Below are 26,717 nucleotides of genomic sequence, written 5' to 3' on the forward strand. Positions count from 1 at the left end.
AGTATGAGCGATTTCCGTCGGGTTGCCGACGATGTCCGTAACTGGGGACGGTGGGGCGACGACGACGAGCTCGGCACACTGAACTTCATCACCCCCGAGAAGGTCGCTCAGGCAGCCGCAACGGTCCAGCACGGCAAGGTGTTTCCGCTCGGCGTCGACTTCGGTTCGTCCGGCCCGCAGGGGGCGTTCCAGTATCGGCAGAACCCCACCCATGTGATGACGATCGACGGCGGCGACGCCAACACGCTGCTGGAGTACGGACCCACGTGGCTGAGAAACCCGGCGGCCGTGCAGCTGAGCGGGTACTCCACGGCCGGGCCGATGCGATTCAACGACGACATGATCATCATGCCGCTGCAGGCTGCCACGCAGTGGGATGCGCTGTCGCACGTGTACTACGAAGACAAGCTGTACAACGGTTTTCCCGCGGACTCGGTGACCAGTCTCGGCGCGTACTACCTGGGCATCGACAAGGTCGTCGGCAAGGGCATCACCTCCCGCGGTGTGCTGCTGGACATCGTGAAGCTGCGCGGGGTACCGACGTTTTGCGAACTCGGTGAGCCGATCACGCCGGCCGAACTCGACGAGGCGGCCCGCAGGCAGGGTGTCAGCATCGAACCGGGTGACATCGTGCTGATCCGAACAGGCTGGTGGGCGCGCTTTGTGGAGACCCGCGACGGTCGGGAGCCCGGTGCGGGATTGGATTGGACCTGCGCGTCGTGGCTACACGACCATCAGGTCGCCGCGGTGGCGGCCGACAATCTGATGGTGGAGAACCCGGTGTCGGGCGTCGACGGCACCATCCTGCCGATGCACATGTTGTGCCTGCGGGATATGGGTTTGATGCTGGGCGAGTACTGGAATCTCACCGAACTGGCCGCCGATTGCGCGGCCGACGGTCGCTATGAATTCCAGCTCGTCGCACCGCCGCTGTCTGTCACCGGTGGTGTCGGCTCGCCGGTCAACCCGATCGCGATCAAGTGAGCTATCAGCATCGGACCCTCGTCGTCGACGGCCTGGCGACACATTTCCTCGAGGCGGGGGAGGGTGATCCCGTCGTACTCCTGCACGGGGGCGAGTTCGGGGTGAGTGCCGAAATCGGCTGGGAAAGAGTGATTCCCGAACTTTCCCGGCGCTATCGGGTATTGGCTCCGGACATGCTGGGCTTCGGCGAATCGGCGAAGGTCGTCGACTTCACCGACGGCCGGGGCATGCGCATCCGGCACATCGCCCGGTTCTGCGCCCTGCTGGGCATCGACTCAGCCCACTTCGTCGGCAACTCGATGGGTGCCATCAACCTGTTGGTGGACATGACCTCGGGATCGCCGGTGCTGCCGGTGCGCAGTGCGGTCACGATCTGTGGCGGCGGCGAGATTCAGAAGAACCGGCACACCACCGCCCTCTATGACTATGACGCCACCTTCGAGGCGATGCGGGCGATCGTCGAGGCGTTGTTCCTCGATGCGGCGTACCCTGCCGACGATGAGTACGTGCGGCGGCGCTACGAGTCGAGTGTCGCGCCCGGGGCCTGGGAGTCGTTGGCGGCAGCGAGGTTTCGTCGCCCGGGCCTCGATGTCCCGCCGAGCCCCTCCAGTAAGCGAGCCTACGAGCGCATCCGCGTGCCCGTGCTGGTGGTGGAGGGGGCCGGTGACAAGCTGCTGCCCTCGGGGTGGGCCGCCGAGATCGCCGGGCAGATCACGCAGGGACGTGCGGCGGTCATCGCTGGCGCCGGGCACTGCCCTCAGATCGAGCAGCCCGACGCGCTCGCCGAGCTGCTGCTGGGGTTCTTCGCCGAGGCCTCGAGTCGCTAGGGCCCGACCCGCTCGATCCCCACGTACGCCGAACTCAATGCCGGTGTCTGCGACAGCGGATCGACAGGGGAGCCCGCGACGAGCAGGTTGCGGTTGACGCCGAACGACACCGGCTCGGCACCGCCGCGTGGGTCGAACACCCGCGAGCCCCAGCCGTGGTCGACGATCACGACGCCGGGCCGGGGCCTGTCGCTGACCACGGCGGTGAGCTCGATCGCACCGATGTCGGAGAACACCCTGACCCGATCCCCGTCGGCGATCCCGAGCGCGGCCGCATCGTGGGAGTTGATCACCGCATGGTTGTCCTTGCCCGACGGGTGCAGGCCCGGAATGTCGTTGAGCCACGAGTTCATCGAGTGCCGGCGCCGGCTGTTCGCCAGCTGGAACGGACGCCCGGCCGGCGCCACGGGATGCGGTTCCGCGAGCAGCTCGCGGGCCCGGTCCACGAACTCCGCGGGCGCCACGTGGATCTTCTTGTCGTCGGTGCGCAACGCCTTTCGCAGATGCCCGAATTCGCGCGTGCCGAACACCCAACCGTGCGGATGCGCCATCACGGCGCGCCAGCTGATCCCACGACTCGACGCGATGATCATCCGGTCGATCCAGTGCGGCCCGAACGCGCACGACGGCTTGCGGCCGACCCTGGCCAGTGCACGCGTCGCCCGGACGAACGCATTGAGACCCCGGATCCCGAGGAACGGCCGCTTCATCGCCAGCGTGAGATCGAGGAAGAACCGCCACTCCTCGCGAGCATCATCCGGCGGGTCGACCGCCCGCCGCCCGTACTGGACGTAGGGCTCGTCGTGCAGGCCGCTGGTGAGCGCCAGCAGATCGTCTCGTTCCAGCCAGTGCGCCGCGGGAAGCAGCCAATGCGCGTGGCGGTGGCTTTCGCGCTGCAGGAAGTCGATCACGACCAACAGATCGAGCTGACCCAGCGCGGCATCCAGGCGTGCGCCATCGGGCCCGGAGACGACGGGGTTGCCCGCGTTGATCACCATCGCTCGGATCTGCCCTGGCCCGGGAGTGGTTATCTCGCCGGGCAATTCGTCGAGTCCGTGATGACCGGCCACCATGGGCCGACCCTGCACCCGGCTGAGATGATCCACCGGCTTGGCGAACGCCGCCAGCGTCAACGCATCGACGTAACCACGCTCGAACCGTCGCCCACCCGGCCGGTCCATCCGTCCGGTGATGACGTTGAGGACATGCCCCAGCCACTCTCCGATGGTCCCGGCCAGATGCAGCGAGACCCCGGTGCGGGTGATCGCCATGGCACCGGGTGCGCCGGCGAAATCGCGTGCCAGCGTCTCGATGTCGGTGCGGGGAATGCCGCAGCGCGCTGCCAGGTCGTCGAGGTCGGCGTCGGCGGCCAGCGCGCGTAATGCGGCCATCCCGCCGGCGAGGTCGCGGCAGTCGTCGCGGTGCTCGCGGCCCTCGTCGAGGATCACCTTCACCATGGCGAGCAGCAGCGCCCAGTCCTGGCCGGGGCGGACGGCCAGATGAGTGTCGGCCTTCTCGGCACTCTCGGTGCGGACCGGGTCGACCACCACGATCCTGGCGCCCTGTCGTTGCCGGGCCAGCGCCCGTTTCCAGCCGCCCGGCACCGTCTCCACCCAATTCCAGGCGCTGACAGCGGGATTGGTGCCCACCAGAAGGAAGAAGTCGCAATTGTCGATATCGGAGACCGGGACGAACAACTGCGATCCGTACATGGCCTGCGCCACGACGTGCAGAGCGTTCTGATCGACCGAGCCGACGTAGTAGCGGTTCTGGCTGCCGATGGCGTCCAACCAGCCGGTCATGAACAGCAGGTTCGACGACGAGAAGCCGGACGGATTGCCGGTGTAGGTAGCCACCGCGTCGGGACCGCCGGCGGAGATGATCGCCGACATCCGCGCGGAGATGTCGGCGACGGCCTCGTCCCACGTCGCCTCGACGTAGCGGTCGCCCACCCGCCGCATCGGGCGGGTGATGCGGCGCGGATGTTCCACCAGCTGGGCGGCGGTGCGGCCCTTGGCGCAGAAGTCCGCCCAACTGTGCGGATTCTGCTTGTCCGCAGAGATTTTCACCACTCGCCCCGCCTCGACGGTGACCTCGACACCGCACGAGGCAAGGCAGTACCGGCAGAACGTGTGGACGGTCTGCGGCGGTGTGGGGGTTATTTCAAGCAACTGCCGCCGTCGACGGGCAGGGTGACGCCGGTGATGTATCGGGCTTCGTCGGATGCCAGGAATAGCACTGCATTGGCGATGTCTTCGGGTTCGACCCAGCCGATCGGCAGCGTGTGCATCAGCTGCCCGACCACCTTCATGTCCTCCGGACCCGGGTTCTCCAGATCGGGACGGAACAGCCGCATCGTGCCCTCGTTCATGAACAGCGGCGTGTTCACGTTCGTCGGGTGTACGGAGTTGACCCGGATGTTCTGCGCGCCCAGCTCGACGGCGAACGTCCGCATCAGGCCGACCACACCGTGTTTGGCGGCGACGTAGTGCCCGTGTGTGCGGGTAGGCCTTGAGTCCGCCGACCGAGCTGGTCAGGATGATCGAGCCGCCACGGCCGCCTTCGAGGATGTGCGGCACACCGGCTTTCACCGTCTTCCACACGCCGCCGAGGTTGATGTCGATCATCGCGGTCCAGTCGGTCTCGCTGGTCTTGTCCAGCGTCTGGCCGCCGTTGCCGATGCCGGCGTTGGCCACGATGATGTCGAGGCGGCCCAGGGCATCGACGCCCGCGTCGACCGCGTTCTTGAGCGCGTCGTAGTCGCGGACGTCGACCTCGGCGGTGTAGATCTGCCGGTTGTGGCCCTTGACCAGGTCTGCGGTCTCGGCCAGATCTTCCGGTGTGGACGCGGCGATCAGGTCGACGGTGTCGATCTTCTTGCAGATGTCCACCGCGATGATGTCGGCGCCCTCGGATGCCAGCCGCACCGCGTGCGCGCGACCCTGCCCGCGCGCCGCGCCGGTGACGAACGCGACTTTGCCTTCTACCCGTCCTGCCATGATTTTTCAGTCCTCGTGTCGTAGGTGATGGATGTCAGGGGACGATCGTCGGCATGGCGTCCCAGCCCCGGACCGCGGTGGTCTGAGACTTCTGCGCGCCCGACCAGTCGACGTCCCATGTGGGGAAGCGCTTGAGGATCTCTTCGAGCGCGATCCGGCCCTCCATCCGGGCCAGAGCATTGCCCATGCAGAAATGCGTGCCGGCGCCAAACGTCATGTGCGACTTGAGCTCACGATGAATGTCGAATACATCCCCATTCGGGGCGAACCGCCGGTTGTCGCGGTTGGCCGCTCCGACGAGCATCAGCATCGCCGACCCCGCGGGCACGGTCTGGCCGTAGTACTCGACGTCGCGGGTGACGTAGCGCGCGATCTGCAGGGCGGGCGGCTCCCAGCGCAGAATCTCCTCGATCGCCTGCGGAATCAGCGCCGGATTCTCGGCCAGCTCACGTCGCTGATCGGGATATTCGGCCAGGGTCTTTCCGGCCCAGCCGATCAGCCGGGTGGTGGTCTCGGATCCGGCCGTCGCGATCACCGTCAAATAGAGCAGCAGCTCCTCGCGGTGCAGCCGCCGCACCGTGCCGGTCTCGTCGGTGAACTCGGCGTTGAGCAGATCGGTCATGATGTCGTCGGAGGGGTGATCGCGCCGGTAGTCGATGAACTCGGCGAACACCTCGCCGGTGGCCAGCAGATCGACTTCCTTCTTCTGCAGAGTCGCCTCACCGTGGTCGGTGATCGCCCGCTGCCGATCCTCCGGGATGCCGAGCAGCATGCCGATCACCCGCATCGGCATCTGCTCGCCGAGGTCGTTGACGAAGTCGAACCGGCCCGTACCGACCAGCGGATCCAGGCACCGGGTGGTGAACTCACGGATCTGCGGCTCCAGCGCGGCAACTTTGCGCGGGGTGAACACTCGCGACAGCAGGTTGCGGTGGATGTTGTGGATCGGCGGATCCTCGAAAATCAATGTGCCGGGCGGAATTTCCATGCCGGATTTGATGATCTCCAGCAATGCACCCCGGCCGGAGATGAACGTCTCGTGGTCGATGACCGCCTTGTTGACATCGTCGAACCGGCTCAGCGCGTAGAAGTCCAGATCAGGGTTGTAGTACAGCGGGGCTTCCTCGCGCAGGCGCGCAAACATCGGAAACGGGTTGATGTTCTGCTCGACGTCATAGGGGTCGTAGTGCAGATCCTGAGCGGCACTGACTGTCACCGGATTGTTCCTCCCATGGGCCATCGGTGGGAGCAACAATTGCAGTTCCGTTCAAAAGGTGTCAATGGCATGTCCGGAATGCGTGAGGTTTGCTGACCAAGTGAGAGAACATCGTTCTCATCCCGCTCGCTTACCCGGCGCACATCGAATTTAAAGCACGCGCTTGACTTCGGTCCGGCGTAGCGAGTTGACTGCGTACGCGCACCGGATCGGCGTGCCGACGAGAGGGATTGGGCCGTCATGGGCAACGAATTGGCAGGCAAGATCGCAGTGGTCACCGGCGGTGCATCGGGCCTCGGCGCCGCGATTGTCGAGCGATTTCTGGCCGAGGGCGCCACCGTCGCGTTTGGCGACATCGACGCCGAGCAGGGGCGAGCACTGGCCGATGCGCACGGCGCGAAAGCGCTGTTTCTGCCGACCGATGTTTCCGACACCGAGCAGCTCACACGCCTGATCGACACCGCGGCCGACACGTTCGGCGGCCTCGACGTGATGGTGAACAACGCCGGGATCTCCGGAAAGATGCACCGGAGTTTCCTGGACGACAACCTCGACGACTTCGAGCGGGTGTTGGCCGTCAACCTCAAAGCCGTGATGGCCGGAACCCGAGATGCCGCCCGGCGCATGACGGAACGCGGCGGCTCCATCATCAACCTGACCTCCATCGGCGGAATCCAGGCCGGCGGGGGTGTGATGACCTATCGCGCGTCGAAGGCCGCGGTCATCCACTTCACCAAGTGCGCCGCGATCGAACTGGCCAACTACGAGATCCGGGTGAACTGCCTTGCACCCGGACATATTCGGACGGCCATCGTGTCGAAGTCCGCGCACGGCATGGATCCCGAGCAGGTGGCCAAGTTCGAAGCGGGCATTCGCGCGACCATGCGCGCCGACCGGCCGTTGGAGCGGGAGGGGACCGCCGAGGATGTGGCCGAAGCGATCCTCTACTTCGCAGGCGACCGCTCGCCGTACGTCACCGGCACGGTGTTGCCGGTCGACGGGGGGACTGCAGCGGGCAAGCCGGTGCCGAAGAAGAAAAAGCCGGTCGATTCTTAAATCAATCGCTTGACTTAATTACGATCACGGCGTTGACTGGCGTGCGATGACCACCGCCACCACTCCTTCCGGGAGCACCCGCACCGATCGGGCGAGCCTGACCCGTGAGGCGATCCTCACCGCCGCCGAGCGACTCTTCGCTGAACACGGCGTCTTCGCGGTCTCCAACCGTCAGGTCAGCGAAGCCGCCGGGCAGGGCAACAATGCGGCCGTCGGCTACCACTTCGGCACCAAGACCGACCTGGTCCGCGCGATCGAACACAAGCACGCCGTTCCGGTGGAGAAGCTGCGCGAAGAGCGAATCGCCGCGATGCCCGGCACCGGAATCGGCCTCCGCGACTGGGTCGAATGCCTGGTGCTGCCGCTGACCGATCACCTGACCGAGTTGGGCAACCCCACCTGGTATGCCCGGTTCGCCGCGCAGGTGATGGCCGACCCGGCTTACCAGAAGACCGTCACCCGTGACGCGCTGGCGTTGCCCGCTCTGATCACGGTGGTGGAGGGCATCAACCGATGCCTGCCGGATGTGCCGGGCCATGTGCGGATGGAACGCAACATCATGGCGCGCAACTTGTTGATGCACACCTGCGCCGAATATGAGCGGGCCCTCGCCGAGGACTCGCCGCTGCCTCTGACCAATTGGCGCACAGCCGCTTCCGGACTCGTCGACGCGATCGTCGGACTGTGGCTGGCCCCCGTGACACGACAAGGCTAGTACCACGATGAAGGTCACCGTCGACCAGGACAAGTGCGTTTCCTCCGGCCAATGCGTGCTCAACGCGGCCGAGGTCTTCGATCAGCGTGACTCCGACGGTGTCGTGATGCTGCTCGAAACCAACCCGCCCGCCGATCAGGAAGACAACGCGCGCCGCGCGGCCGCGGCCTGTCCCGCGCAAGCCATCTACGTCGAGGAGTGAAGCATGTCGGACACGTTGACATCTGAGGCGACCGAGGCGGCAGGCGCCGCACCGGAGTACCCGATGGAGCGCGCGGCGCGATGCCCGTTCGCCCCGCCTCCCCAGTTGCTCGAGATGAACGAGACCGCGCCGCTGTCGCGGGTGCGGATCTGGGACGGCAGCACCCCGTGGGTGGTGACCGGCTATGAGGCGGCTCGCGCACTGTTCGCCGACCCGCGAATCAGCGTCGACGACCGGATTTCCGGCTTCCCGCACTGGAATGCGCACATGGAAGCCACGGTGAACAAGCGGCCCCGGTCGGTCTTCACCTCCGATGCCGAGGAGCACACCCGGTTCCGGCGCATGTTGTCCAAGCCGTTCACCTTCCGCCGGGTGGAAACGCTGCGTGCGGTGATCCAACAAGTCACCGACGAGTGCATCGACGAGATACTGGCCGGGCCCAAGCCCGCCGACATGATCAAGAAGCTCGCCTTGCCGGTACCCACGCGGGTGATCAGCGACATGCTCGGCGTGCCCTACGAGGACCACGAGTTCTTTCAGGAACACGCCAACGCCGGGATGGCCCGCAACGCCGCCGCCGACGCCATGCAAAAGGGTGCGATGAGCCTGCACCAGTACCTGATCAACCTGGTGGAGAAGAAGCAGAAAGAGCCCGCCGAGGACGCCATTTCCGATCTCGCCGAACGGGTCACCGCGGGCGAGATCAGCGTGAAGGAGGCCGCCCAGCTGGGTACCGGCCTGCTGATCGCGGGTCACGAGACCACCGCCAACATGATCGGGCTCGGTCTGTGTGCCCTGCTGGTGAACCCCGAACAGGCTGCGCTGCTGCGCGATTCCGACGACCCGAAGTTCATCGCGAACGCAGTCGAGGAACTGATGCGCTTCCTGTCGATCATTCAGACCGGTCAGCGTCGGGTGGCCCTCGAGGACATCGAGATCGGCGGCGAGACCATCAAGGCCAATGAAGGTGTCATCCTCGATCTCGCCCCGGCGAACTGGGATCCCGCGATGTACCCCGACCCCGGCAAGCTCGACCTGACCCGTGATGCCAGCCAGCAGTTGGGTTTCGGCTACGGCCGGCACCAGTGCGTCGGCCAGCAACTGGCCCGTGCCGAGATGCAGATCGTGTTCCCGACCGTGTTGCGCCGGATCCCCGAGATGAAGCTGGCGATCCCGTTCGACGAGGTGCCGTTCGCGGAAGACCGCCTTGCCTATGGCGTTTACGAGCTACCCGTTACTTGGTGACAAGCCCCCTCAGCCCTAATCGATTGGAGTGTCCACGATGTCGACGTTGACTGCCACGCTCTACCCGCCGGAAGGTTTCGGCGCGCCCAAGAACCGTCAGGGTCATGCCACGGGTGACTTCGGATTGCCCGCCGGCACTGAGGTTTTCTCGGCCGACAACCACATCTCGGTGGCCCAGGACATCTTCTACGAGAAGTTCCCCGAGGATCTCAAAGGTCAGGCGCCCCGGATCTGGTACGAAGACGGCGCCTACATGGTCGGCATGAAGGGCAAGGCGTGGACCGGCGGTGACTTCGGCCGGGTTCTCATGCAGTACGACGATATGGCCGGGGCGTCGACCAACGACATGGCTGCCCGCGTCCGCGAACTCGCTGAGGACGGTATCGACAAGGAGTTGGCCTTCCCCAACGCCGTCCTCGCGTTGTTCCACTACCCGGACAAGGCGTTGCGGGAGCGGGTGTTCCGTGTCTACAACGAGGTGATGGCCGAACTGCAGGAGCAGTCCAAGGGGCACTTCTACGGGGTCGGCCTGATCAACTGGTGGGATCCGAAGGGCACCCGCCAGAACCTCGCAGAGCTGAAGGCTCTCGGACTCAAGACTTTTCTGCTGCCGCTCAATCCGGGCAAGGATGACGACGGCAACATCTACGACTATGGCGCCGCGTCGATGGATGCGGTCTGGGACGAGATCGAAGACTCCGGCGTGCCCGTCACACACCACATCGGAGAGACGCCGCCGAAGACGCCGTGCGAGAACAACAGCGTCGTCGTCGGAATGATGGTCAACGTCGACTCGTTCCGCGAACAGTTCGCCAAGTACGTCTTCTCCGGAATCCTCGACCGGCACCCGAAGCTGAAGGTCGGCTGGTTCGAAGGCGGAATCGCCTGGGTGCCAACCGCATTGCAGGATGCGCAGCACATGCTCGCGTCCTACCGGCACATGTTCAACCACCAGTTGTCCCACGATCCTCGGTACTACTGGGACAACCACATGTGCGCCTCGTTCATGGTGGACCCGCTCGGCTTGGAGCTCATCGACAAGATCGGCGTGGACAACGTGATGTGGTCGTCGGACTACCCGCACAACGAATCGACCTTCGGTTACTCGGAGAAGTCCTTGGCGACCGTGGTCGAGGCAGTGGGCCCGGAGAACGCGGCCAAGATCTGCAGCTCCAACATCAAGAATTTCCTGGGCGTCCAGTGACGACATCTACCCATTCCGGCGTCACCCAGATAGCCCGGACCGGGCATACGTGGCTGGATATTCCGCAGGAGCCCGATTTCGCCAGGATGCGCAGCGAAGTCGGCGCCCGTCTACATACCGCGATGGCCGATCAGGGCGTGGACGCACTGGTGCTTCTGGGCAACAGCAATGTCATGTACGCCACCGGAATCAGCTGGCCGCTGGCGGACGCCGGGTTGTCGCATGTGGAGCGGCCGGTGGCGGTGATCCTGGCCGACGACGAGTACCCGCACCTGTTCCTGCCGTTCCATGAGGACGCGGCGGTGGAATCCGGCCTGCCCGATGACCATCTGCATGGGCCCATGTACCTCGAATTCGACGAAGGTGTAGCGGAATTCGCGACTATCCTGGCCACACTTGTCTCGCCGGGCGCGGCGGTGGCGACCGATGAGTTGACCGGGGCGATGCGACGAGCCGGCACCGCGCTGTTCCCCACCCCGCCGGTGGACGCCGCCCCGACCGTCGGTGCTGCGAAACTGGTGAAGACCATCGACCAGATCGCCTGCATCCGGCGAGCCTGTCAGATCACCGAACTAGCCGTCGCCGAGATTCAGAAGTCGCTGGCGCCCGGCGCTCGTCAGATCGATCTGTCCGCTGAATTCGTGCGTCGCACTTTCGAGCTCGGCGCGACTACGAACATGTTCGACTCGATCTGGCAGGTCATGCCCACGTCGAAGGCGACCCAGGGAACCTGGACCACCACCGGCGATCTTGCCCTGCCGCTGTTGACCACCGAGCGCGAGCTGGCGCAAGGCGACGTGTTGTGGACGGACGTGTCCATCGCTTACCACGGCTACTGCTCTGATCATGGGCGCACCTGGATCGTCGGTCAGGAACCGACACCGGTGCAGCAGCAGCAATTCGAGAAATGGAGCCGGGTTGTCGACGGGGTGCTCTCGGTGACCAAGGCCGGCGCCACCTGTGGTGACCTCGGGCGCGCGGCAATCGCCGCCGCGGGCGGGGAGAAGCCGTGGCTGCCGCACTTCTACCTGGGGCATGGGATCGGAACGAGTGCGGCCGAAATGCCGATGATCGGAACGGATCTCGGCCAGGAGTGGGACGACAATTTCGTCTTTCCGGCCGGCATGTTGTTGGTGTTCGAGCCCGTGGTGTGGGAAGACGGCACCGGCGGCTATCGGGGCGAGGAGATCGTCGTCGTCACCGATGGTGGCTGGATGCCGCTGACCTCCTATCCATACGACCCGTATGAGGTGCCCAATGGGAATTGAGATCGAGGCCGATGCCCGGGCTCTGCGGCTAAGCCGTCGCGAGCGTGCCTTGGCCCAGATGGAGGCCCACGACCTGGACGTGCTGGTGCTGGGCCGTCAGGCCAATGTTCGCTACATCTCCGGTGCCCCCCAGTTGTGGGTAGTGGGCACCCGCCCGTTCGGACCGATCTGTGAATTCGTGCGCGCCACCGGGGAGATCCACCTCAACAGCACGTGGGATGAGGGCATACCCGAGGAAATCCCGCACGAGAATCTGTATGGGTTCGCATGGAATCCCATGACATTGGTCGAGATCCTGAAGAACATCAACGGGGCCGCCACCGCACGGCGAGTGGGAACCGACGCCCTGACGCCGACTTTCGCGAAGCTGCTGCCGATGGCGTTCCCGAACGCGGAGTTGGTTGACGCCGAGCAGGCCATGCAGGCTGCCCGCCGGATCAAGACTCCCCAAGAAGTGCAGGCGTTGCGTCACGCGCTGGCGATCGCCGAGGAGGGTCTGGCCGCGGGTGTGACAGCGCTCGGTCCGGGTACCACCGCGAAATTCATCACCGCTGCGGTGTTGGAGGCGGAAGCCGCCGGTGGGGTGAGTACCCCGGCAACACAGGATGCCGCCTGGGTGACGTCGAAGGAGAATCCGTGGCGCCGCGCCGAGGGCGGGGTGATACGCGAGGGTGACCTGGTGGTGTTGTCAGCCGGGGTGCTGGCCGACGGATATGTCGCCGAAGTGGCCCGCACGCTCCCGGTCGGCGATCCCACCGATGCTATGCGCGGGCTCTACCGGCGCCGGGATTCGCTGTGGGACAGCCTGATCGAGGCGTGCCGACCGGGCAACGCCACGAGCGCGTTGTTGGATGCCTACGCCCACGCCGGTGAGCAACTGCCGGTCACGCCGGTGGCGCACGGCCTGGGCCTGGGGTTCGACCCGCCAGTCGTCTCGCCACAGCTACGGGCCACTGCCGACGCCGAGCTGCTGGAGGCGGGAATGGTGCTCGCCATCACCGCCCACGTCTGGGAGGAGTCGGTCGGCTCGGTCATCACCCGGGACGCTGTGTTGATCACCGCTGACGGGTGCGAGGTACTGACGTCTAGTTGTACTGACCACGGACGTTAAGTACGGCGTGGCGTAGTGACATGACGAAGACCTCCGAGTGAAGTGCGAGCTGCTTAAGGAACGCACCAACTCACTCCGGAGGTCTTCATGGTCCACCGTAATGCCCCCTTGTCCGAAACCGGTCGTCTGCGGCTGGCACGTTGCGTTGTCGAGGATGGCTGGACGCTGCGACGGGCGGCCGAGCGGTTCCAGGTTGCGGTCACTACCGCTGCGCGCTGGGCCCGCCGCTACCGCGAACTAGGCGAAGCCGGCATGGCCGACCGCAGCTCACGCCCACATCACAGCCCTAATCAAACCCCCACACGCACCGAGCGGCGCATCATTAAAGTCCGAGTACTTCGACGTTGGGGACCGGCTCGCATTGCTTATCTGCTGGGACTGAATGTCTCGACTGTCCACAACGTGTTGAGGCGCTACGGCCTAGCCAAGCTGCGGTGGCTGGACCGGCCCACCGGGCGAGTTATCCGGCGGATGGAGTCAGCCAGCCCCGGCGACCTGGTGCATGTCGATGTCAAGAAGGTAGGCAAGATCCCGGCTGGCGGCGGATGGCGCATGTTGGGCCGCAGCGCAGGAAATCATCACTCCCGCAAGGACAGAAGCATAGGAACTGGCAGCGACCGTTCCGGGCGGCGTGGTTATCACTTCTTGCACACCGCCATCGACGCTCACTCCCGGCTGGCCTACTCCGAACTGCTAATCGACGAACGCAAAGACACAGCTGCTGACTTCTGGCAAAGGGCTAACGAATGGTTCAACGCATGCGGCTTCACCGTACGGAAAGTGTTGACAGACAACGGCTCCTGTTACCGATCCCACTCATTCCGAGATGCACTCGGGCAGATCGAACATCGTCGAACCAAACCCTATCGACCCCAGACGAACGGCAAGGTGGAGCGATTCCACCGAACCCTTGCCGATGAATGGGCATATGCGCGGCTCTACACCAGCGACGCCGAACGGTGCGCGGAGTTCCCTCGCTGGCTGCATACCTACAATCACCATCGCGGCCACACCGCACTCGGCGGCCAACCACCCGCCACCCGCGTACCTAACCTCTCAGGTCAGTACATCTAGTCCGGCGTGGAGCGCCGCGGCAAGCGTCGGTACGAGCAATGGCTAAAGCCGGACGCCCGTCGGCCGAGGAGATCATCCTCTACGACAAGGACCCGAAGACCAAAATCGCCACGATCACCTTCAACCGGCCCGAGTACCTCAATGCGCCGACCGCCGCTGCGCGCCTGCGGTATTCGGACCTGCTCTACCAGGCCGGTGTGGACGATCAGGTGAAGGTCGTCGTCATCCGGGGCGCGGGGGAGGATCTCGGCAGCGGTGCCGACCTCCCCGAGTTCATGGAGTTGCAGAACGACGAGGACACCGGCCCACGGCTCGGGGAGTTCCGGATTCCGCCTGGCGCGGTGACATACCCGCCGCAGGGGACGTACCGCCGTGGTGCCTCGATCGGTGCGTGGTACGCCAGCCCGCAGTCGGGTATCCGGACGCTGCAGGACTTCAAGAAGATCTCGATCCTCGAGGTCAAGGGATACTGCTACGGCTGGCACTTCTACCAGGCCGCCGACGCCGACCTGGTGATCTCCAGCGACGACGCACTGTTCGGCCATCCGTCGTTCCGCTATTACGGCTGGGGTCCCCGGATGTGGTGGTGGACGCAGATGATGGGCATCCGCAAGTTTCAGGAGATGGTGTACACCGGTCGGCCGTTCACCGCCGCCGAGATGTACGAGTGCAACTTCCTCAACAGCGTGGTGGCACGGGAGGAACTCGAAGACGAGGTCAGTCGGTACGCGCAGGCATGCGCGCGAAACCGGCCCACCGACACAGTTTTTCAGCAGAAGATGTTCTTCGAGGTGTTCAAGCAGTTCCAGGGTGAGTACCTGGGCAGCCTGCTCGGCAGCACCTTCGAGTCGCTGGGTGGCGTAGCCGCGCGCGACGAGGACGAGTTCGACATGCACGCGGGACTCGACTCGGGGCTCGCCGGCGCGGTGAAGGACAACGACAGCAAGTTCCCACCGGAGTGGCGGCTGTCGAAGTCCGGACGCGCGAAAGCCAAGGCCGAGAAGACCGAGACCAAGAAGACGAAAAAGAAGAAGAAGAAGAAGTAGCGATGACCGACTCGCCACTGACCGGCTTTGTCGTGGTCGACCTGTCCACCGGCATCCCCGGCGGATACTGCACCAAGTTGCTCGCCGACGCCGGCGCCGAGGTCATCAAAGTCGAGGCGCCCGAGGGTGATCCGCTGAGGCGATGGTCGGCCTCGGGTGCGCAGATCGGGCCGAACGAGGACGGCGCGCTGTTCAGCTTTCTGGCCGGTGGTAAGCACAGCGCGGTCGCCCACCCTGACCTCGACGATGATCTCCGATGGATCGGCGATCTTCTGGCCGGTGCCGACGCCGTCGTCTGGTCATCGGGGTCACCGCTGGCCGAACACCCGACGCTGATGCCCGCCGCGGTGCACGCCGCCCATCCACACCTGATCGTCGTCGCGATCACACCGTTCGGTCTCGACGGCCCGTGGAGTGGCCGCCCCGCAACCGAATTCACGCTGCAGGCCTGGTCCGGCGGCATTGTCGGGCTGGGCCGCGGCGCCCCGGACCGCGCGCCGGTCTACGTCGGCGGCCGGGTCGGCGACTACCTGTCCGGGGCGTACGCCAGTGCGGCGATACTGGCGGCCCGCATGCAGGTGTTGGCCGGTGGCGCCGGTGAGCTCATCGATCTGTCCATGCTGGAAAGTCACGTCATGGGTCTGACGTACTACCCGGCGACCTACTTCGACATGCTCGGACGGCCCTGGCGTGACGCCCGCAAGCTGACCGTGCCTGGCATCGCCCGCGTCAAGGACGGCTTGGTGGACGTCGGATGTGGCACCGCACAGCAGTGGTTCGACCTGTGCGCGATGACCGGGCACGAGGAGTGGATCGACGAGAACGCGCCCCTGAGCATCACCGAGCAGGCCAGCGAGAAAGCCGACGAGCTGTACGCCTGGATGGCCGAGCGCACCGGTGACGAGGTCCGCGAACTGGCCACCGCGTTCCGCATCCCCAACGCGCCGGTCGCCACCCCCGACACCATCGAGTCGCTGGAACACTTCGTCGCCAGGAAGACGTTCGTCACCCACCCGGCCGGTTTCCGCCAGCCCGGCCATCCCTACCGGATCGCCGGCGTCGAGCTGCGTCCGCCGTCGCCGGCCCCGAGACTCGGCGAACACACCGACCGGCACCGCCAGGCGTCGCGCACGCCACGGCGGCCCGGCGCCGCCCAGGATCGATTGCCGCTCAGCGGGATCCGCGTGGTGGATCTCACCACATTCTGGGCCGGACCGTCGGCCACCCACCTGATGGCGCTACTGGGTGCCGAGGTGATCCACGTCGAGTCCGCGCGCCGCCCCGACGGCACCCGGATGATCGCCGGGGTGCCGGTCACCGAAGATCACTGGTGGGAGAGGCAGCCGATCTTCGCCGCGCTGAACACCAGCAAGAAGGACCTCACCCTCGACCTGGGTACCGAACGCGGCCGTGAGCTGCTGCTCCGGCTGATCGCCACCGCCGACGTGGTTGCCGAGAACTACACGCCGCGGGTGCTCGACCACCTGGGCCTGGACTACGCTGCGTTACAACGTATCCGGCCCGATATCGTGATGTGCCGCATGCCGGGTTTCGGGCTGGACGGACCGTGGCGGGACAACCCGGCGTTCGCGTATGTGATCGAGGCCGCCGCCGGTATCAGCTGGCTCACCGGCTACCCGGACCGGAATCCGTACGAACCGTATTCCGTTGGCGATCCCAACGCCGGGTTGCACGCGCTGAACGCGGTGCTGCTCGCCCTCGAACATCGACGGCGCACCGGCGAGGGGGCACTCGTCGAGGCGGCGATGGTGGATGCGGCGCTCAACATCGCCGCCGAGCAGATCGTCGAGTACACCGCGTACGGCGCGGTGCTCCAGCGTGCCGGCAATCGGGGACCTTCGGCATCGCCGCAGAACCTCTACCGCAGCAACGAGATCGACGAGTTCGGCCGGGACGACTCCTGGGTGGCGATCGCCGTCGAAACCGACGAGCAGTGGCAGGCGCTGCGCAGCGCACTCGGTGATCCGGACTGGGCCGCCGATCCCCACCTCGACACCGAGGGTGGCCGACGTGCCCGTGAGGACCTCGTCGACCGACACCTGGGCGCGTGGTGCCGGGACCGCAGCGGGGACGAGATCGTCGCCGCGCTGTGGCCGGCCGGCGTCCCGGTGGCCAAGGTCATCCAGCCGCACCGACAGACCGAGCTCGAGCAGCTTGCCGCCCGCGAGTTCTTCGAGGTGCTCGATCACCCGGTGAACGCGCCGGCGAGGTTCACCACGATGCCGTTCCGGCTGTCCCGCCGAACACCGCCGATTCACCGCGCGCCGGCACCGATGCTCGGCCAGCACAACCACGAGCTGCTGATCGAACTCGGCTTGTCCGACAGCGACATCGAGGAACTGGTGGCAGCTGGAGTGATCGGCTCGGCGCCGCCGGGCTGATCAGCGCGGGCCGGGGCAACGTATTGCCTTGACCGCACTTGTGAGAATAGGATTCTCTTCAACTGCATAAGGAGGATTTCATGGGTCAACTGTCGCACCGGGTGGACGTACCGTTTCCGATCTTCGACGCGGACAACCATCTCTACGAGCCGCCGGAGGCGCTGACCAAGTTCCTGCCCAAGGAATACAAGGACTACGTCCAGTACGTGCAGGTCAACGGCCGCACCAAGATTGCGCTGCGCGGTCAGATCAGCAATTACATTCCGAACCCGACCTTCGAGGTCGTCGCCCGGCCGGGCGCCTGGGAGGAGTACTTCAAGTACGGCAACCCGGACGGTAAGACCAAGCGCGAACTGTTCGGTGAGCCGATGCGCGCCATCCCCGCGTTCTTCGAGCCCGGCCCGCGCCTCGAGGTGATGAACGAGCTCGGTCTGGACAAGACCCTGATGTTCCCGACCCTGGCCAGCCTGCTCGAGGAGCGGCTGTCCGATGACCCCGTGGCCATCCACGTCCTGGTCCACTCGCTCAACCAGTGGCTCGACGAGGTGTGGGGGTTCAACTACCAGAACCGCATCTTCACCACCCCCGTCATCACGCTGCCGATCGTCGAGAAAGCGATCGAGGAGCTCGAGTGGGTGGTCAAGCGGGGCGCCCGCTGCATCCTGGTTCGCCCGGCGCCGGTTCCCGGATTCCGTGGGCCACGGTCGTTCGCGCTGCCCGAGTTCGACCCGTTCTGGGAGCGCGTCGTCGAGTACGACCTGCTGGTCGGCATGCACTCCAGCGACAGTGGCTACTCCCGGTACACGTCCGAATGGGACGGTGCCAGCGCCGAGATGCTGCCGTTCCAGACCAATGCGATGGGCATCCTCAACGAGTGGCGCCCGATCCAGGACTCGGTGGGGTCGTGGGTGATTCACGGTGCGCTGTACCGCCATCCGAAGCTGAAGGTCGCGATCGTCGAGGCCGGCTCGAAGTGGATGACCCCGCTGCTCGACGGCTTGGCCGAGGTCTTCCGCAAGGCCCCGGAGGCTTTCCCGAGCGATCCGGTCGAGATGGTCAAGAGCCGCATCCACGTCAGCCCGTTCTTCGAAGACGGCATCGACGATCTGGTGAACCTCGTCGGCGTGGACCAGGTGCTGTACGGCTCGGACTGGCCGCATCCCGAAGGGCTGGCGGAGCCGACCTACTACATCGAGGCACTTCAGCACCTGAAGGCCGACGATCAGGCAAAGATCATGGGCGGCAACCTGTCCCGCCTCGTCACCGTGTGATTCGAGCGGGCCGGCCCATCGAGCCCGACTGGCAGACCATCCCTGAGATGGTCTTGAGCGCGGCGGACCGATTCGGCGACTCGGAAGCAGTCGTCGACGGTCCGCTGCGACTATCTTTCGCTGAGGTCGCGCACCGGGTGCGGTGTGCGGCAGGCGCGTTCGCGAACCTCGGCGTCGAGAAGGGTGACCGGGTTGCGATCTGGGCGCCCAACTCCGCGCACTGGATGATCGCAGCCTTCGGGGTGCTCACCGCAGGCGGCATCGTCGTTCCGGTCAGTACTCGTTACAAGCAGGCCGAAGCCGCCGACATCATCACCCGCAGCGGCGCCAAGGCGGTCCTGATCGAGAAGGGTTTCCTGGGAAAGGATTTCATCGTCCCGGCCGGTGTGCCTGCGATCGACCTGAAGTCCGGCCTCCTCGAAGACGGCACACCGTTGCAGCGGGAGGTCAGCGGAACCGACATCGCCGACATCATCTACACCTCGGGGACCACCGGGCGGCCCAAGGGCGTCATGATGAATCATCTGCAGAACCTGCGGATGTACGCCGAGTGGTGTGACCTTGCCGATCTGCGCCGAGGCGACCGCTACCTGATCGTCAATCCGTTCTTCCACACCTTCGGATACAAGGCCGGCTGCATCGCCTCCTTCATCCGGGGCGCAACGATGCTGCCCGTCCCGGTCTTCGATGTGGACCGCGTTGTCGAGCTGATCGCCGCCGAGAAGATCACGATGCTGCCGGGGCCGCCGACGCTGTATCACTCGCTGCTGTCGGTCGAAGACAAATCGAAGCTCGCCACGCTGCGGGCCGGGGTGACCGGCGCCGCCGACATTCCGGTGGAACTGATTCGGCGGGTGCACGAGGAACTGCCCTTCCGCACACTGGCCACCGGCTACGGGCTCACCGAGGCAGGCACCGCGACGCTGTCCCGGCCGGGCGACTCATTCGACGATGTCGCCACCACCGCAGGTGCGCCGTGCGACGGAGTCGAGGTGCGCATCGCCGACGACGGCGAAGTGCTGGTCCGCGGTTACAGCGTCATGCAGGGTTACTTCGACGATCCGGCAGCCACGGCCGAGGCCATCGACGCCGACGGCTGGCTGCATACCGGAGACCTTGGCAGCTTCACCGAGTCGGGGCGCCTGAAAATCGTCGGGCGCAAGAAGGACATGTTCATCGTCGGCGGGTTCAACGCTTACCCCGCCGAGATCGAGGGCTTCCTCATGGAGCACCCCGCCGTCGCGCAGGCGGCGGTGATCGGGGTGCCCGACGAGCGGCTCGGTCAGGTCGGCAAGGCATTCGTCGTGCTGAAAGGGGAGAGTGCGGTGTCGGCGGACGATCTGCTGGCCTGGAGCCGAGACTGGATGGCCGGTTTCAAGGTGCCCCGGTCGGTCGTGTTCGTCGACGGCCTGCCGCTGAACGCGACGGGCAAGGTGATGAAGGACCAGTTGCGCTGAATGCTCGGAAATACCATTTCCGCACTAAGAGTGCGTAATACAGACATCCTGCGAGTCGGTGCGTCGAGTTCTCTTACCGCCTAATGATAATGTCATTCTCATCGGTTTTCGCGCGTCGGCCGTGGGTGTGACGGACGACTCAGACCCCGCCCGTACGCTGGCGGGATGTTTGGACCCAGAGAGGAGTTCGACATGCGGCGCATATTCGCTGATGCGCGCCGTGTGACGAGCTCGAACGACATGTGTGAGTGCCATGGCGGCTGATGTAGACGCAGAAGCGCTGGCCGAGCTCGCCGAGGCCGAGGCCGCCGAGGCCGAAGCCCGGGCGGAGGCGGCGCGCGCCAAGGCCACCGCGGCGCGCTTGCGAGGTGCGGAGCCCGGTTCCGGGGATGACGGTTCCGAAGACGCCGAGGACGCCGACGACTTTGAGGACGTCGAACTCGAGCCCCGGAGTTGGTGGGCGCGCATCGGCGCGGTCACGGTCGCGGTGGGCGTGGTCGTGATCCTTGCCATCGCATCGATGGTGGTGACCGGCCTGATGCTCGTCGCGCACCAGAAGGTCGTCGCCCAGCGGGCGCACCAAGCCGAGCTGGTGGCTGCGGCGCGCGAGGGTGTGATCGCGCTGCTGTCCATCGACTACAACCGAGCCAAGGCCGACGTCCAGCACGTCCTCGACCTGTCCACGGGAACGTTCAAGGACGATTTCACCAGGGGTGCAGACGATTTCGTCAAGACCGCTGAGCAGTCCAAGGCGGTCACCGTCGGCACGGTCAAATCTGCCGCACTGGAGAAGGAGAGCGGCGACACCGGCGTGGTGCTGCTGGCTGCTTCTTCGACCGTAACCAATGCCAATGGAGCACATCAGGATCCGCGCGCCTGGCGGATGAGCGTGACAGTGGCGCGCGATGGTGCCCAATACAAGATGTCGAATGTGGAGTTCGTGCCATGAGCAGTGACAAGACCACCGAGCCCGTTGAGGGCGACAAGAAGGCTAACGAGCCCGTCGAGGGCGACAACAACACCGATGTAGCCGTCGTCGACGAGGAATCGACCGCAACGGAACTCGATACGGAAACCACCGACGAGGCCGCCGAGGGTGACGACGCCGCGACCGAATCCGAGACCCCGGCGTCCGGTGCACGGCGTGGGCCCCTGAGTTGGGCCGGTAGCCACTGGGCGGCGATCCTGCTGGTGGTTTTGCTGGTCGCGTCCGCAGGTGCCGCCGGCGGCGTCTACTGGTGGCTGTACCGGCCGGACCAGCAGACCAATTCCGCGGCTCAGCAGCAGGCGATCAACGCTGCCCGCGATGGCACGGTGGCGCTGCTGTCGTACTCGCCGGACAGCCTCGACAAGGACCTGGCCAACGCCAAGTCGCACCTGACGGGCGAATTCCTCAAGTACTACAGCCAATTCACCGACCAGATCGTCGCGCCGGCCGCCAAGCAGAAGGGCGTCAAAACCGAGGCGACAGTCGCACGAGCGGCGCTCTCGGAGATGCACCCCAGCGACGCGACGGTGCTGGTCTTCGTCAATCAGGTGACCACCAGCAAGGATCGGCCCGATCCGGCCCTGGCGACCAGCAGCGTCATGGTGAAGCTGACGAAGACCGACGGCCGCTGGTTGATCTCCGAGTTCAACCCGATCTAGGCCAGCTGAGCAGGAGGACCAATCGATGAGCGTGGCACTGTTGTTGGAGATGGCCGCCTCCGATGCCGAGCGCGTCGGGGTGGTCAGCGACGACCAGCGACTCACTGTGGGCGAGCTGAACACGCTCGCCGACGGTGGGGCGGGCGTCATCGATTCCCGCGGTGCCGGCAGTGTGGTCTACGTCGGCCTCGGCGGAGTCATGCTGCCGCTGCTCATCTTCGCCTCGGCGCGTGCAGCGCGCGCGTTCACGCCGCTGAACTATCGCCTGTCGGCCGAGGCGCTGGCCGAACTCATCGAGCGGCTACCCGACCCGTTGATCGTCTTCGACGCCGAATATGCCGACGTGGTGGCCGGTTTGGGTGCAGCGCGAATCGAATCGCGGGAGTTCCTGGCCGCGGCAGCGACGGCCGAGCCGGTCGCCGAATTCCCGGATCCCGACGACATCGCGGTGGTGCTGTTCACCTCCGGGACCACGTCGCGACCCAAAGCCGTCGAGCTGTCGCACAACAACCTCACCAGCTACGTGACCGGCACCGTCGAGTTCGCTTCGGCCGAACCTGGTGACGCCGCACTGATCTGCGTGCCGCCGTATCACATCGCCGGCGTCAGTGCGGCGCTGTCGAATCTGTACGCCGGCCGAAAGATGGTGTACCTGCGCAAGTTCGACGCTCGCGAGTGGATCCGGCTGGCGTCCACCGAGGCGGTCACCAGCGCCACCGTGGTGCCGACCATGCTCGATCGCATCATCACCGAGCTGGAGACCAACCCCACGCCGCTGCCGTCGCTGCGGTCACTGGCATACGGCGGCTCCAAGGTTGCCCTGCCCCTGGTGCGCAAGGCGCTCGAGCTGCTGCCCGCGGTGGGCTTCGTCAACGCGTACGGGCTGACCGAAACCAGTTCCACCATCGCCGTTCTCAGCCCGGACGACCACCGGGCGGCGCATGCGGCCTCCGACGAGTCCGCCCGTAAACGGCTCGGCTCGGTCGGCCAGCCCGTGCCGGGCATCGAGGTACAGATCCGCGCCGACGACGGTACGGTCCTGGGCCCCGAGGAGGTCGGCGAACTGTACGTCCGAGGCGATCAGGTATCGGGCCGCTACGCCGAGATCGGCTCGGTGCTCGACGCCGAAGGCTGGTTCCCCACCAGGGACGTCGCCTACCTGGATGCCGACGGATATCTGTTCATCGGGGGCCGCTCCGACGACACCATCATCCGCGGCGGGGAGAACATCGCCCCGGCCGAGGTGGAGGACGTCCTCGTCGAACATCCGCACGTGCGTGACGTCGCCGTCGTCGGCGTCGAGGACGATGAATGGGGCCAGATCATGGTCGCCGTCGTCGTGCCCGTCGCGGACATCACCCCGGACCCGGAGGACCTGCGCGCCCACGTGCGTACCCAGCTGCGTGGTTCACGCACCCCGGACCGGGTGGTGTTCCGCCACGAACTGCCCACCACGCCCACCGGCAAGGTGCTGCGCCGCCAGCTTGCCGACGAGCTCAAGTCGCCCACCGCCACCCCGTGATCCCAGGAGGACAACCATGATCAAGACCGGTACCCGACTGCAGAGCCAGGTATGCGACACCCAGGTGATCGTCGTGCGCTCATCGGACAGCCTCGACGACCTGCGGGCCGGCGGCGTCCCGATGATCCCGCTGGACGGCGAGAAAACCGAAGGCGTGCAACTGGATCCGGACTTCTCCGGCGGCACCGTGATGGGCAAGCGCTACGTCGACGCCGACGGCGCCGAACTCCTGGTCACCAAGGCCGGGGCCGGCAGCCTCAGCGTCGGCACCACACCGCTGGAGCAGAAGACCGCAAAACCGCTGCCGGCCAGCGACTAGGGGTCGGCGTGGACGGCGCGGCGGAGGTCGAAACCCACACGCTCGTGCTGGCTATGGACTACCGGGTCCCGGATCCCAGCCGGGTCTGGCCGGTGCTGCAACGCAGCGAGTCCGCTCTCGCCGGTCTGGGCGCGCACTACGTGTTGGTCTACACCTCGACGCGCGAGCACGGTCGCGTCATGGTCACCATCTCGCTGCGGAGTAAAGAACCCATTCTCGAGGTACTGCGCTCGCGGGTGTTCCTCAACTGGTTCGACGCTGTCGGCCTCGATGACATCCCCGCCATCTTCGCCGGCGAGACGGTGGACAAGGTGACGCTCGTCGAGCCGTCGGAGGAGACCCCGCCCGGGGTGATCGTCGGGGCGATCGCCGCGGTCGATGACGTATCCGCCATGATCGGGCGAGTTCACCAGGGACTGCCTCGATTTGAGGCCGCCGGGGTGCGTGCCGTGCGTATCTTCAAGGCCTTCGACGACGACCACGAAGTGATGATCCTGCAAGAACTCGACGACGAGGCCGACGCTTCCGACTGGGTGAATCATCCCGACGTGGCCGCAGAGTGGATGGGCCACACCGGAGTCGGCGCCTACCCGCCGGTCTTCGTCGGCCGGCTGCAGCACATCATGCGGCTGGACGAGAACGGCTGAGAGCCAATCGATGTTCGTCTGCCTTTGCAACGGTGTCACGAGCCAGGTGGTGGCCGAGGCCGTCGAGGCAGGCGCCACGACCACCAAACAGGTCGCGAACGCGTGCGGAGCGGGTGCCGAATGCGGCCGCTGCCGGCGCACGGTTCGTGCCATCATCGGTGCGGCCGACTCGGCTGAACGCAAGCGCCACAACGGCTTCCTACCCAAGGGGTGACGATGGATGTGCAGCGCATCAGCGACGAACTCGAGATCGCCTCGGTGTTGCACCGCTACGCCCGGGCCGTCGACACCCAGGACTGGGATCTGCTGCGGTCACTGTTCACCGACGACGCCCACCTGGACTACAGCTCGGTCGGTGGCCCGGCGGCCGGCCGCGACGAGGTCTGCTCCTGGCTGGAGCGCTCGCTGACGCTGATGCCGATGACCCAGCCCATAATCAACAACGTCGAAGCGTCACCAACATCGAAGCCGATATCGACGGTGACACAGCAACCGTACGGGCGATGTTCTACAACCCGATGCTGCTGCCGGGCGCCACTGAGACAAGTGCGTGCGGCGGTTACTACCACCACGTTATGGTCCGCACCGACAGCGGATGGCGCAGCAGGCAGCTGCGTGAAGAGAACCTCTGGTTCGACAATCCGCCGAGTCCGCGCAGGCGGGCGGAGTTGATCGAGGAGGCCGAGACATGAGTGGTGTCATCGTCACCGGAGCCGCGTCGGGGATCGGCCGGGCTTCGGCCGAGGCGCTGATCGCCGACGGACGCCGAGTTGCGCTGTGGGACATCGCCCCGGCGGTGGCAGAGGTGGCCGAGGGACTTGGCATGCCCCACAGCGTGATCGACGTCTGCGACGGCGTCGCGTTGAGCGCTGCCGTCGACGCCGCCGCGGCCGCGATGGATGGAATCGACGGGCTGGTGCACGCCGCCGGCCGGGTCATCCCTGAACCAGTGGGCGCCTTCACCGAGGAATCGTGGGACGCGGTGCTCGATGTCAACCTGCGTGCCCAGGCGATCCTGTCGCAACTGCTGCTGCCACACCTGCAGGAGGCCGCCCGCGCCGGCGCCGCTCCCGCGATCGTCGGCATCTCGAGCATCGAGGGACTGACCGCCAACCCGTTCATCCCCGCCTACTGCGCCTCCAAGGCCGGCCTGCTCGGGCTGACCCGATCGATGGCCGCTCAGCTGGGCCCGGACGGGATCCGGGTCAACGCGGTGTGCCCCGGCTTCATTCGCACCCCGATGCTGCAGATCGCGCTGGACGTCGACGAGGTGCGCGAGGGCTTCGAGGCGGCCGCACCGATCGGCAGGCTGGGAAACCCCGAGGAGGTCGGCGCGGCGGTGGCGTTCCTGATGTCGCCGAAGGCGTCGTTCATCACCGGCGCCCACCTGGTGGTCGACGGGGGAGTGACCAGCAGACATCCCTGACGCGGGATCAGCCCACTCAAGTCCCCACAGCTTGGGACTTACGCCCCTGTCAGATCCTGGGCGGCGCCGCGACAGTGGACGTATGAGTGTGCCGTTTCCCGAGCCCGAGACCATTCGGACTGTCCTGAGTCTGGCGATGCGGGCGCCGTCGGTGCACAACTCGCAGCCCTGGCACTGGCAGGTCGGGCCCAGCAGCCTGCATCTGTACGTCGATTCCAGCAGGCATTTGCCCAACACCGATCCCGACCGGCGCGACATGCTGGTCAGCTGCGGCGCTGCTCTGCATCACTGCACCGTCGCGCTGGCCGCGCTGGGGTGGCAGGCCAAGGTTCGTCGCTTCCCCGATCCGGCCGACAGCGCTCACCTGGCGTCGATCGAGGTGCAGCCATTCGCCGCCGGTGAACTCGACGTCACGCTGGCCGCCGCGATCTCCCGGCGTCGCACCGATCGGCGCAACTTCAGCTCGTGGCCGGTGCCCGGCGGTGACATCGCGCTGATGGGTGCGCGCGCCGCACGGGCGGGGGTGATGCTGCGCCAGCTGGACTTGCTGCCGCATCTGACGGAGATCGTCGCCCGATCGGTGTCCAGACACGCCGCCGATGTCGACTACCTCAGTGAGCTCAGCGCCTGGAGCGGTCGGTACGGGTCGCTGGCGGGTGTGCCCGCCCACAACACGCCCGCACCCGATCAGCACGCGACGCTGCCGGCCCGGGTGTTCGCCGGCCCGATCCTGGCGCAGCCATCGGAAACGCCTGCCGCCGAAGACAACGGCGTCCTGCTCGCGCTCGGTACCGAGACCGACGACGACCTGGCCCGGCTGCGCGCCGGTGAGGCGACCAGCCTGGTCCTGCTGTCGGCGACCGCCATGGGGCTGGCGACGTGTCCGGTCACCGAGCCGCTGGAGATCAAGGAAACACGAGAAGCGGTGCGCGAAGACGTGTTCGGCACGAGCGGCTATCCGCAGATGCTGGTGCGCGTCGGCTGGGCGGCGGTGAACGCCGACCCGCTGCCTGCCACCCCACGTCGTCCCTTCTCCGAAGTGGTCGGCGGGCTCGACAGTCGCGTGGCGTGACAACCCG

The 26,717-nt window shown here is 66.1% G+C and carries 24 protein-coding genes and 2 pseudogenes; 23 read left to right on the forward strand and 3 right to left on the reverse strand.

Features of this window, described 5'->3' with window-relative positions; all coding sequences use genetic code 11:
* The first annotated feature begins 3 nt into the window (after positions 1-3).
* Positions 4-984 carry a cyclase family protein gene (locus D3H54_RS09230; RefSeq protein ID WP_432246536.1) on the forward strand — a complete coding sequence of 327 codons (981 nt, stop codon included), beginning with the start codon at positions 4-6 and terminating at the stop codon, positions 982-984.
* Positions 981-1,811 (forward strand): alpha/beta fold hydrolase, encoded by an 831-nt coding sequence (locus D3H54_RS09235; RefSeq protein ID WP_149378787.1) that lies wholly within the window; start codon positions 981-983, stop codon positions 1,809-1,811. The genes D3H54_RS09230 and D3H54_RS09235 overlap by 4 nt, the downstream gene beginning before the upstream one ends.
* Here the strand turns inward: D3H54_RS09235 and D3H54_RS09240 are convergent.
* From D3H54_RS09240 to D3H54_RS09250, 3 genes and pseudogenes are all read right to left on the reverse strand, one after another.
* On the reverse strand, positions 1,808-3,973 hold the full coding sequence (locus tag D3H54_RS09240; RefSeq protein ID WP_149383435.1) for a molybdopterin-containing oxidoreductase family protein: 2,166 nt from the start codon (positions 3,971-3,973) through the stop codon (positions 1,808-1,810). The genes D3H54_RS09235 and D3H54_RS09240 overlap by 4 nt on opposite strands.
* Positions 3,970-4,810 (reverse strand): annotated as a pseudogene (locus D3H54_RS09245) (mycofactocin-coupled SDR family oxidoreductase). The gene D3H54_RS09240 and the pseudogene D3H54_RS09245 overlap by 4 nt, the downstream one beginning before the upstream one ends.
* Positions 4,811-4,844: 34 nt before the next feature.
* The gene (locus tag D3H54_RS09250; protein WP_432246539.1) at positions 4,845-6,026 is read right to left on the reverse strand and encodes a cytochrome P450; all 1,182 of its coding nucleotides are present in this window, start codon (positions 6,024-6,026) and stop codon (positions 4,845-4,847) included.
* Positions 6,027-6,266: 240 nt separating this feature from the next.
* Between D3H54_RS09250 and D3H54_RS09255 the strand changes: the two genes are divergently transcribed.
* The 21 genes and pseudogenes from D3H54_RS09255 (at position 6,267) to D3H54_RS09355 (ending at position 26,710) form a co-directional block, all read left to right on the forward strand.
* On the forward strand, positions 6,267-7,082 hold the full coding sequence (locus tag D3H54_RS09255; RefSeq protein ID WP_149378789.1) for an SDR family NAD(P)-dependent oxidoreductase: 816 nt from the start codon (positions 6,267-6,269) through the stop codon (positions 7,080-7,082).
* Positions 7,083-7,128: 46 nt separating this feature from the next.
* Entirely contained in the window at positions 7,129-7,797 is a 669-nt protein-coding gene (locus D3H54_RS09260; protein ID WP_149378790.1) for a TetR/AcrR family transcriptional regulator, read from the forward strand.
* A gap of 7 nt (positions 7,798-7,804) precedes the next feature.
* Positions 7,805-7,999 (forward strand): ferredoxin, encoded by a 195-nt coding sequence (locus tag D3H54_RS09265; protein ID WP_149378791.1) that lies wholly within the window; start codon positions 7,805-7,807, stop codon positions 7,997-7,999.
* 3 nt (positions 8,000-8,002) lie between these two features.
* Positions 8,003-9,244 (forward strand): cytochrome P450, encoded by a 1,242-nt coding sequence (locus D3H54_RS09270; RefSeq protein WP_149378792.1) that lies wholly within the window; start codon positions 8,003-8,005, stop codon positions 9,242-9,244.
* A gap of 37 nt (positions 9,245-9,281) precedes the next feature.
* Complete coding sequence (locus D3H54_RS09275) at positions 9,282-10,448, forward strand: amidohydrolase family protein (RefSeq protein ID WP_149378793.1); 1,167 nt, start codon at positions 9,282-9,284, stop codon at positions 10,446-10,448.
* Positions 10,445-11,716, forward strand: coding sequence for a M24 family metallopeptidase (locus tag D3H54_RS09280; protein ID WP_149378794.1), 1,272 nt, complete (start codon positions 10,445-10,447; stop codon positions 11,714-11,716). The genes D3H54_RS09275 and D3H54_RS09280 overlap by 4 nt, the downstream gene beginning before the upstream one ends.
* Positions 11,706-12,827 carry a M24 family metallopeptidase gene (locus tag D3H54_RS09285; protein WP_149378795.1) on the forward strand — a complete coding sequence of 374 codons (1,122 nt, stop codon included), beginning with the start codon at positions 11,706-11,708 and terminating at the stop codon, positions 12,825-12,827. Before D3H54_RS09280 ends, D3H54_RS09285 begins: the two co-directional genes overlap by 11 nt.
* An 87-nt stretch (positions 12,828-12,914) precedes the next feature.
* Positions 12,915-13,901, forward strand: a complete 987-nt coding sequence (locus tag D3H54_RS09290) for an IS481 family transposase (protein WP_149378796.1) — start codon at positions 12,915-12,917, stop codon at positions 13,899-13,901.
* Between the two features lie 38 nt (positions 13,902-13,939).
* Entirely contained in the window at positions 13,940-14,947 is a 1,008-nt protein-coding gene (locus D3H54_RS09295; protein WP_149378797.1) for an enoyl-CoA hydratase/isomerase family protein, read from the forward strand.
* Positions 14,948-14,949: 2 nt separating this feature from the next.
* Complete coding sequence (locus D3H54_RS09300; RefSeq protein ID WP_149378798.1) at positions 14,950-17,349, forward strand: CaiB/BaiF CoA transferase family protein; 2,400 nt, start codon at positions 14,950-14,952, stop codon at positions 17,347-17,349.
* Positions 17,350-17,429: 80 nt separating this feature from the next.
* Entirely contained in the window at positions 17,430-18,620 is a 1,191-nt protein-coding gene (locus D3H54_RS09305; protein WP_102808676.1) for an amidohydrolase family protein, read from the forward strand.
* Positions 18,620-20,077, forward strand: a complete 1,458-nt coding sequence (locus D3H54_RS09310; protein ID WP_149383436.1) for a FadD3 family acyl-CoA ligase — start codon at positions 18,620-18,622, stop codon at positions 20,075-20,077. The genes D3H54_RS09305 and D3H54_RS09310 overlap by 1 nt, the downstream gene beginning before the upstream one ends.
* A gap of 253 nt (positions 20,078-20,330) precedes the next feature.
* On the forward strand, positions 20,331-21,026 hold the full coding sequence (locus D3H54_RS09315; RefSeq protein WP_149378799.1) for an Rv1363c family protein: 696 nt from the start codon (positions 20,331-20,333) through the stop codon (positions 21,024-21,026).
* Complete coding sequence (locus tag D3H54_RS09320; RefSeq protein WP_210419663.1) at positions 21,023-21,724, forward strand: Rv1363c family protein; 702 nt, start codon at positions 21,023-21,025, stop codon at positions 21,722-21,724. Before D3H54_RS09315 ends, D3H54_RS09320 begins: the two co-directional genes overlap by 4 nt.
* Positions 21,725-21,749: 25 nt before the next feature.
* The gene (locus D3H54_RS09325; protein WP_149378800.1) at positions 21,750-23,246 is read left to right on the forward strand and encodes a class I adenylate-forming enzyme family protein; all 1,497 of its coding nucleotides are present in this window, start codon (positions 21,750-21,752) and stop codon (positions 23,244-23,246) included.
* Positions 23,247-23,262: 16 nt separating this feature from the next.
* On the forward strand, positions 23,263-23,565 hold the full coding sequence (locus tag D3H54_RS09330) for a hypothetical protein (RefSeq protein WP_149378801.1): 303 nt from the start codon (positions 23,263-23,265) through the stop codon (positions 23,563-23,565).
* Between the two features lie 53 nt (positions 23,566-23,618).
* A complete protein-coding gene (locus D3H54_RS09335) occupies positions 23,619-24,212 on the forward strand; it encodes a fatty-acid--CoA ligase (protein WP_149383437.1) in 594 nt (197 codons plus the stop codon).
* Positions 24,213-24,222: 10 nt separating this feature from the next.
* Positions 24,223-24,426, forward strand: coding sequence for a (2Fe-2S)-binding protein (locus D3H54_RS09340; protein WP_149378802.1), 204 nt, complete (start codon positions 24,223-24,225; stop codon positions 24,424-24,426).
* 2 nt (positions 24,427-24,428) lie between these two features.
* A pseudogene (locus D3H54_RS09345) lies at positions 24,429-24,904 on the forward strand (nuclear transport factor 2 family protein).
* The gene (locus tag D3H54_RS09350; RefSeq protein WP_149378803.1) at positions 24,901-25,638 is read left to right on the forward strand and encodes an SDR family NAD(P)-dependent oxidoreductase; all 738 of its coding nucleotides are present in this window, start codon (positions 24,901-24,903) and stop codon (positions 25,636-25,638) included. Before D3H54_RS09345 ends, D3H54_RS09350 begins: the two are co-directional and overlap by 4 nt.
* Before the next feature lie 82 nt (positions 25,639-25,720).
* Entirely contained in the window at positions 25,721-26,710 is a 990-nt protein-coding gene (locus D3H54_RS09355) for an Acg family FMN-binding oxidoreductase (protein WP_149378804.1), read from the forward strand.
* Positions 26,711-26,717: the final 7 nt, after the last annotated feature.

This window comes from Mycobacterium sp. ELW1 (assembly GCF_008329905.1).
Lineage (GTDB): Bacteria > Actinomycetota > Actinomycetes > Mycobacteriales > Mycobacteriaceae > Mycobacterium.

Bases quoted from the DNA above. Each gene is read 5' to 3' on its own strand.
- D3H54_RS09265 (WP_149378791.1), top strand. From the start codon at position 7,805: ATGAAGGTCACCGTCGACCAGGACAAGTGCGTTTCCTCCGGCCAATGC.
- D3H54_RS09320 (WP_210419663.1), top strand. From the start codon at position 21,023: ATGAGCAGTGACAAGACCACCGAGCCCGTTGAGGGCGACAAGAAGGCT.
- D3H54_RS09275 (WP_149378793.1), top strand. From the start codon at position 9,282: ATGTCGACGTTGACTGCCACGCTCTACCCGCCGGAAGGTTTCGGCGCG.
- D3H54_RS09325 (WP_149378800.1), top strand. From the start codon at position 21,750: ATGAGCGTGGCACTGTTGTTGGAGATGGCCGCCTCCGATGCCGAGCGC.
- D3H54_RS09290 (WP_149378796.1), top strand. From the start codon at position 12,915: ATGGTCCACCGTAATGCCCCCTTGTCCGAAACCGGTCGTCTGCGGCTG.
- D3H54_RS09260 (WP_149378790.1), top strand. From the start codon at position 7,129: ATGACCACCGCCACCACTCCTTCCGGGAGCACCCGCACCGATCGGGCG.
- D3H54_RS09300 (WP_149378798.1), top strand. From the start codon at position 14,950: ATGACCGACTCGCCACTGACCGGCTTTGTCGTGGTCGACCTGTCCACC.
- D3H54_RS09295 (WP_149378797.1), top strand. From the start codon at position 13,940: ATGGCTAAAGCCGGACGCCCGTCGGCCGAGGAGATCATCCTCTACGAC.
- D3H54_RS09315 (WP_149378799.1), top strand. From the start codon at position 20,331: ATGGCGGCTGATGTAGACGCAGAAGCGCTGGCCGAGCTCGCCGAGGCC.
- D3H54_RS09270 (WP_149378792.1), top strand. From the start codon at position 8,003: ATGTCGGACACGTTGACATCTGAGGCGACCGAGGCGGCAGGCGCCGCA.
- D3H54_RS09355 (WP_149378804.1), top strand. From the start codon at position 25,721: ATGAGTGTGCCGTTTCCCGAGCCCGAGACCATTCGGACTGTCCTGAGT.
- D3H54_RS09340 (WP_149378802.1), top strand. From the start codon at position 24,223: ATGTTCGTCTGCCTTTGCAACGGTGTCACGAGCCAGGTGGTGGCCGAG.
- D3H54_RS09330 (WP_149378801.1), top strand. From the start codon at position 23,263: ATGATCAAGACCGGTACCCGACTGCAGAGCCAGGTATGCGACACCCAG.
- D3H54_RS09255 (WP_149378789.1), top strand. From the start codon at position 6,267: ATGGGCAACGAATTGGCAGGCAAGATCGCAGTGGTCACCGGCGGTGCA.
- D3H54_RS09335 (WP_149383437.1), top strand. From the start codon at position 23,619: ATGGACTACCGGGTCCCGGATCCCAGCCGGGTCTGGCCGGTGCTGCAA.
- D3H54_RS09230 (WP_432246536.1), top strand. From the start codon at position 4: ATGAGCGATTTCCGTCGGGTTGCCGACGATGTCCGTAACTGGGGACGG.
- D3H54_RS09350 (WP_149378803.1), top strand. From the start codon at position 24,901: ATGAGTGGTGTCATCGTCACCGGAGCCGCGTCGGGGATCGGCCGGGCT.
- D3H54_RS09305 (WP_102808676.1), top strand. From the start codon at position 17,430: ATGGGTCAACTGTCGCACCGGGTGGACGTACCGTTTCCGATCTTCGAC.
- D3H54_RS09285 (WP_149378795.1), top strand. From the start codon at position 11,706: ATGGGAATTGAGATCGAGGCCGATGCCCGGGCTCTGCGGCTAAGCCGT.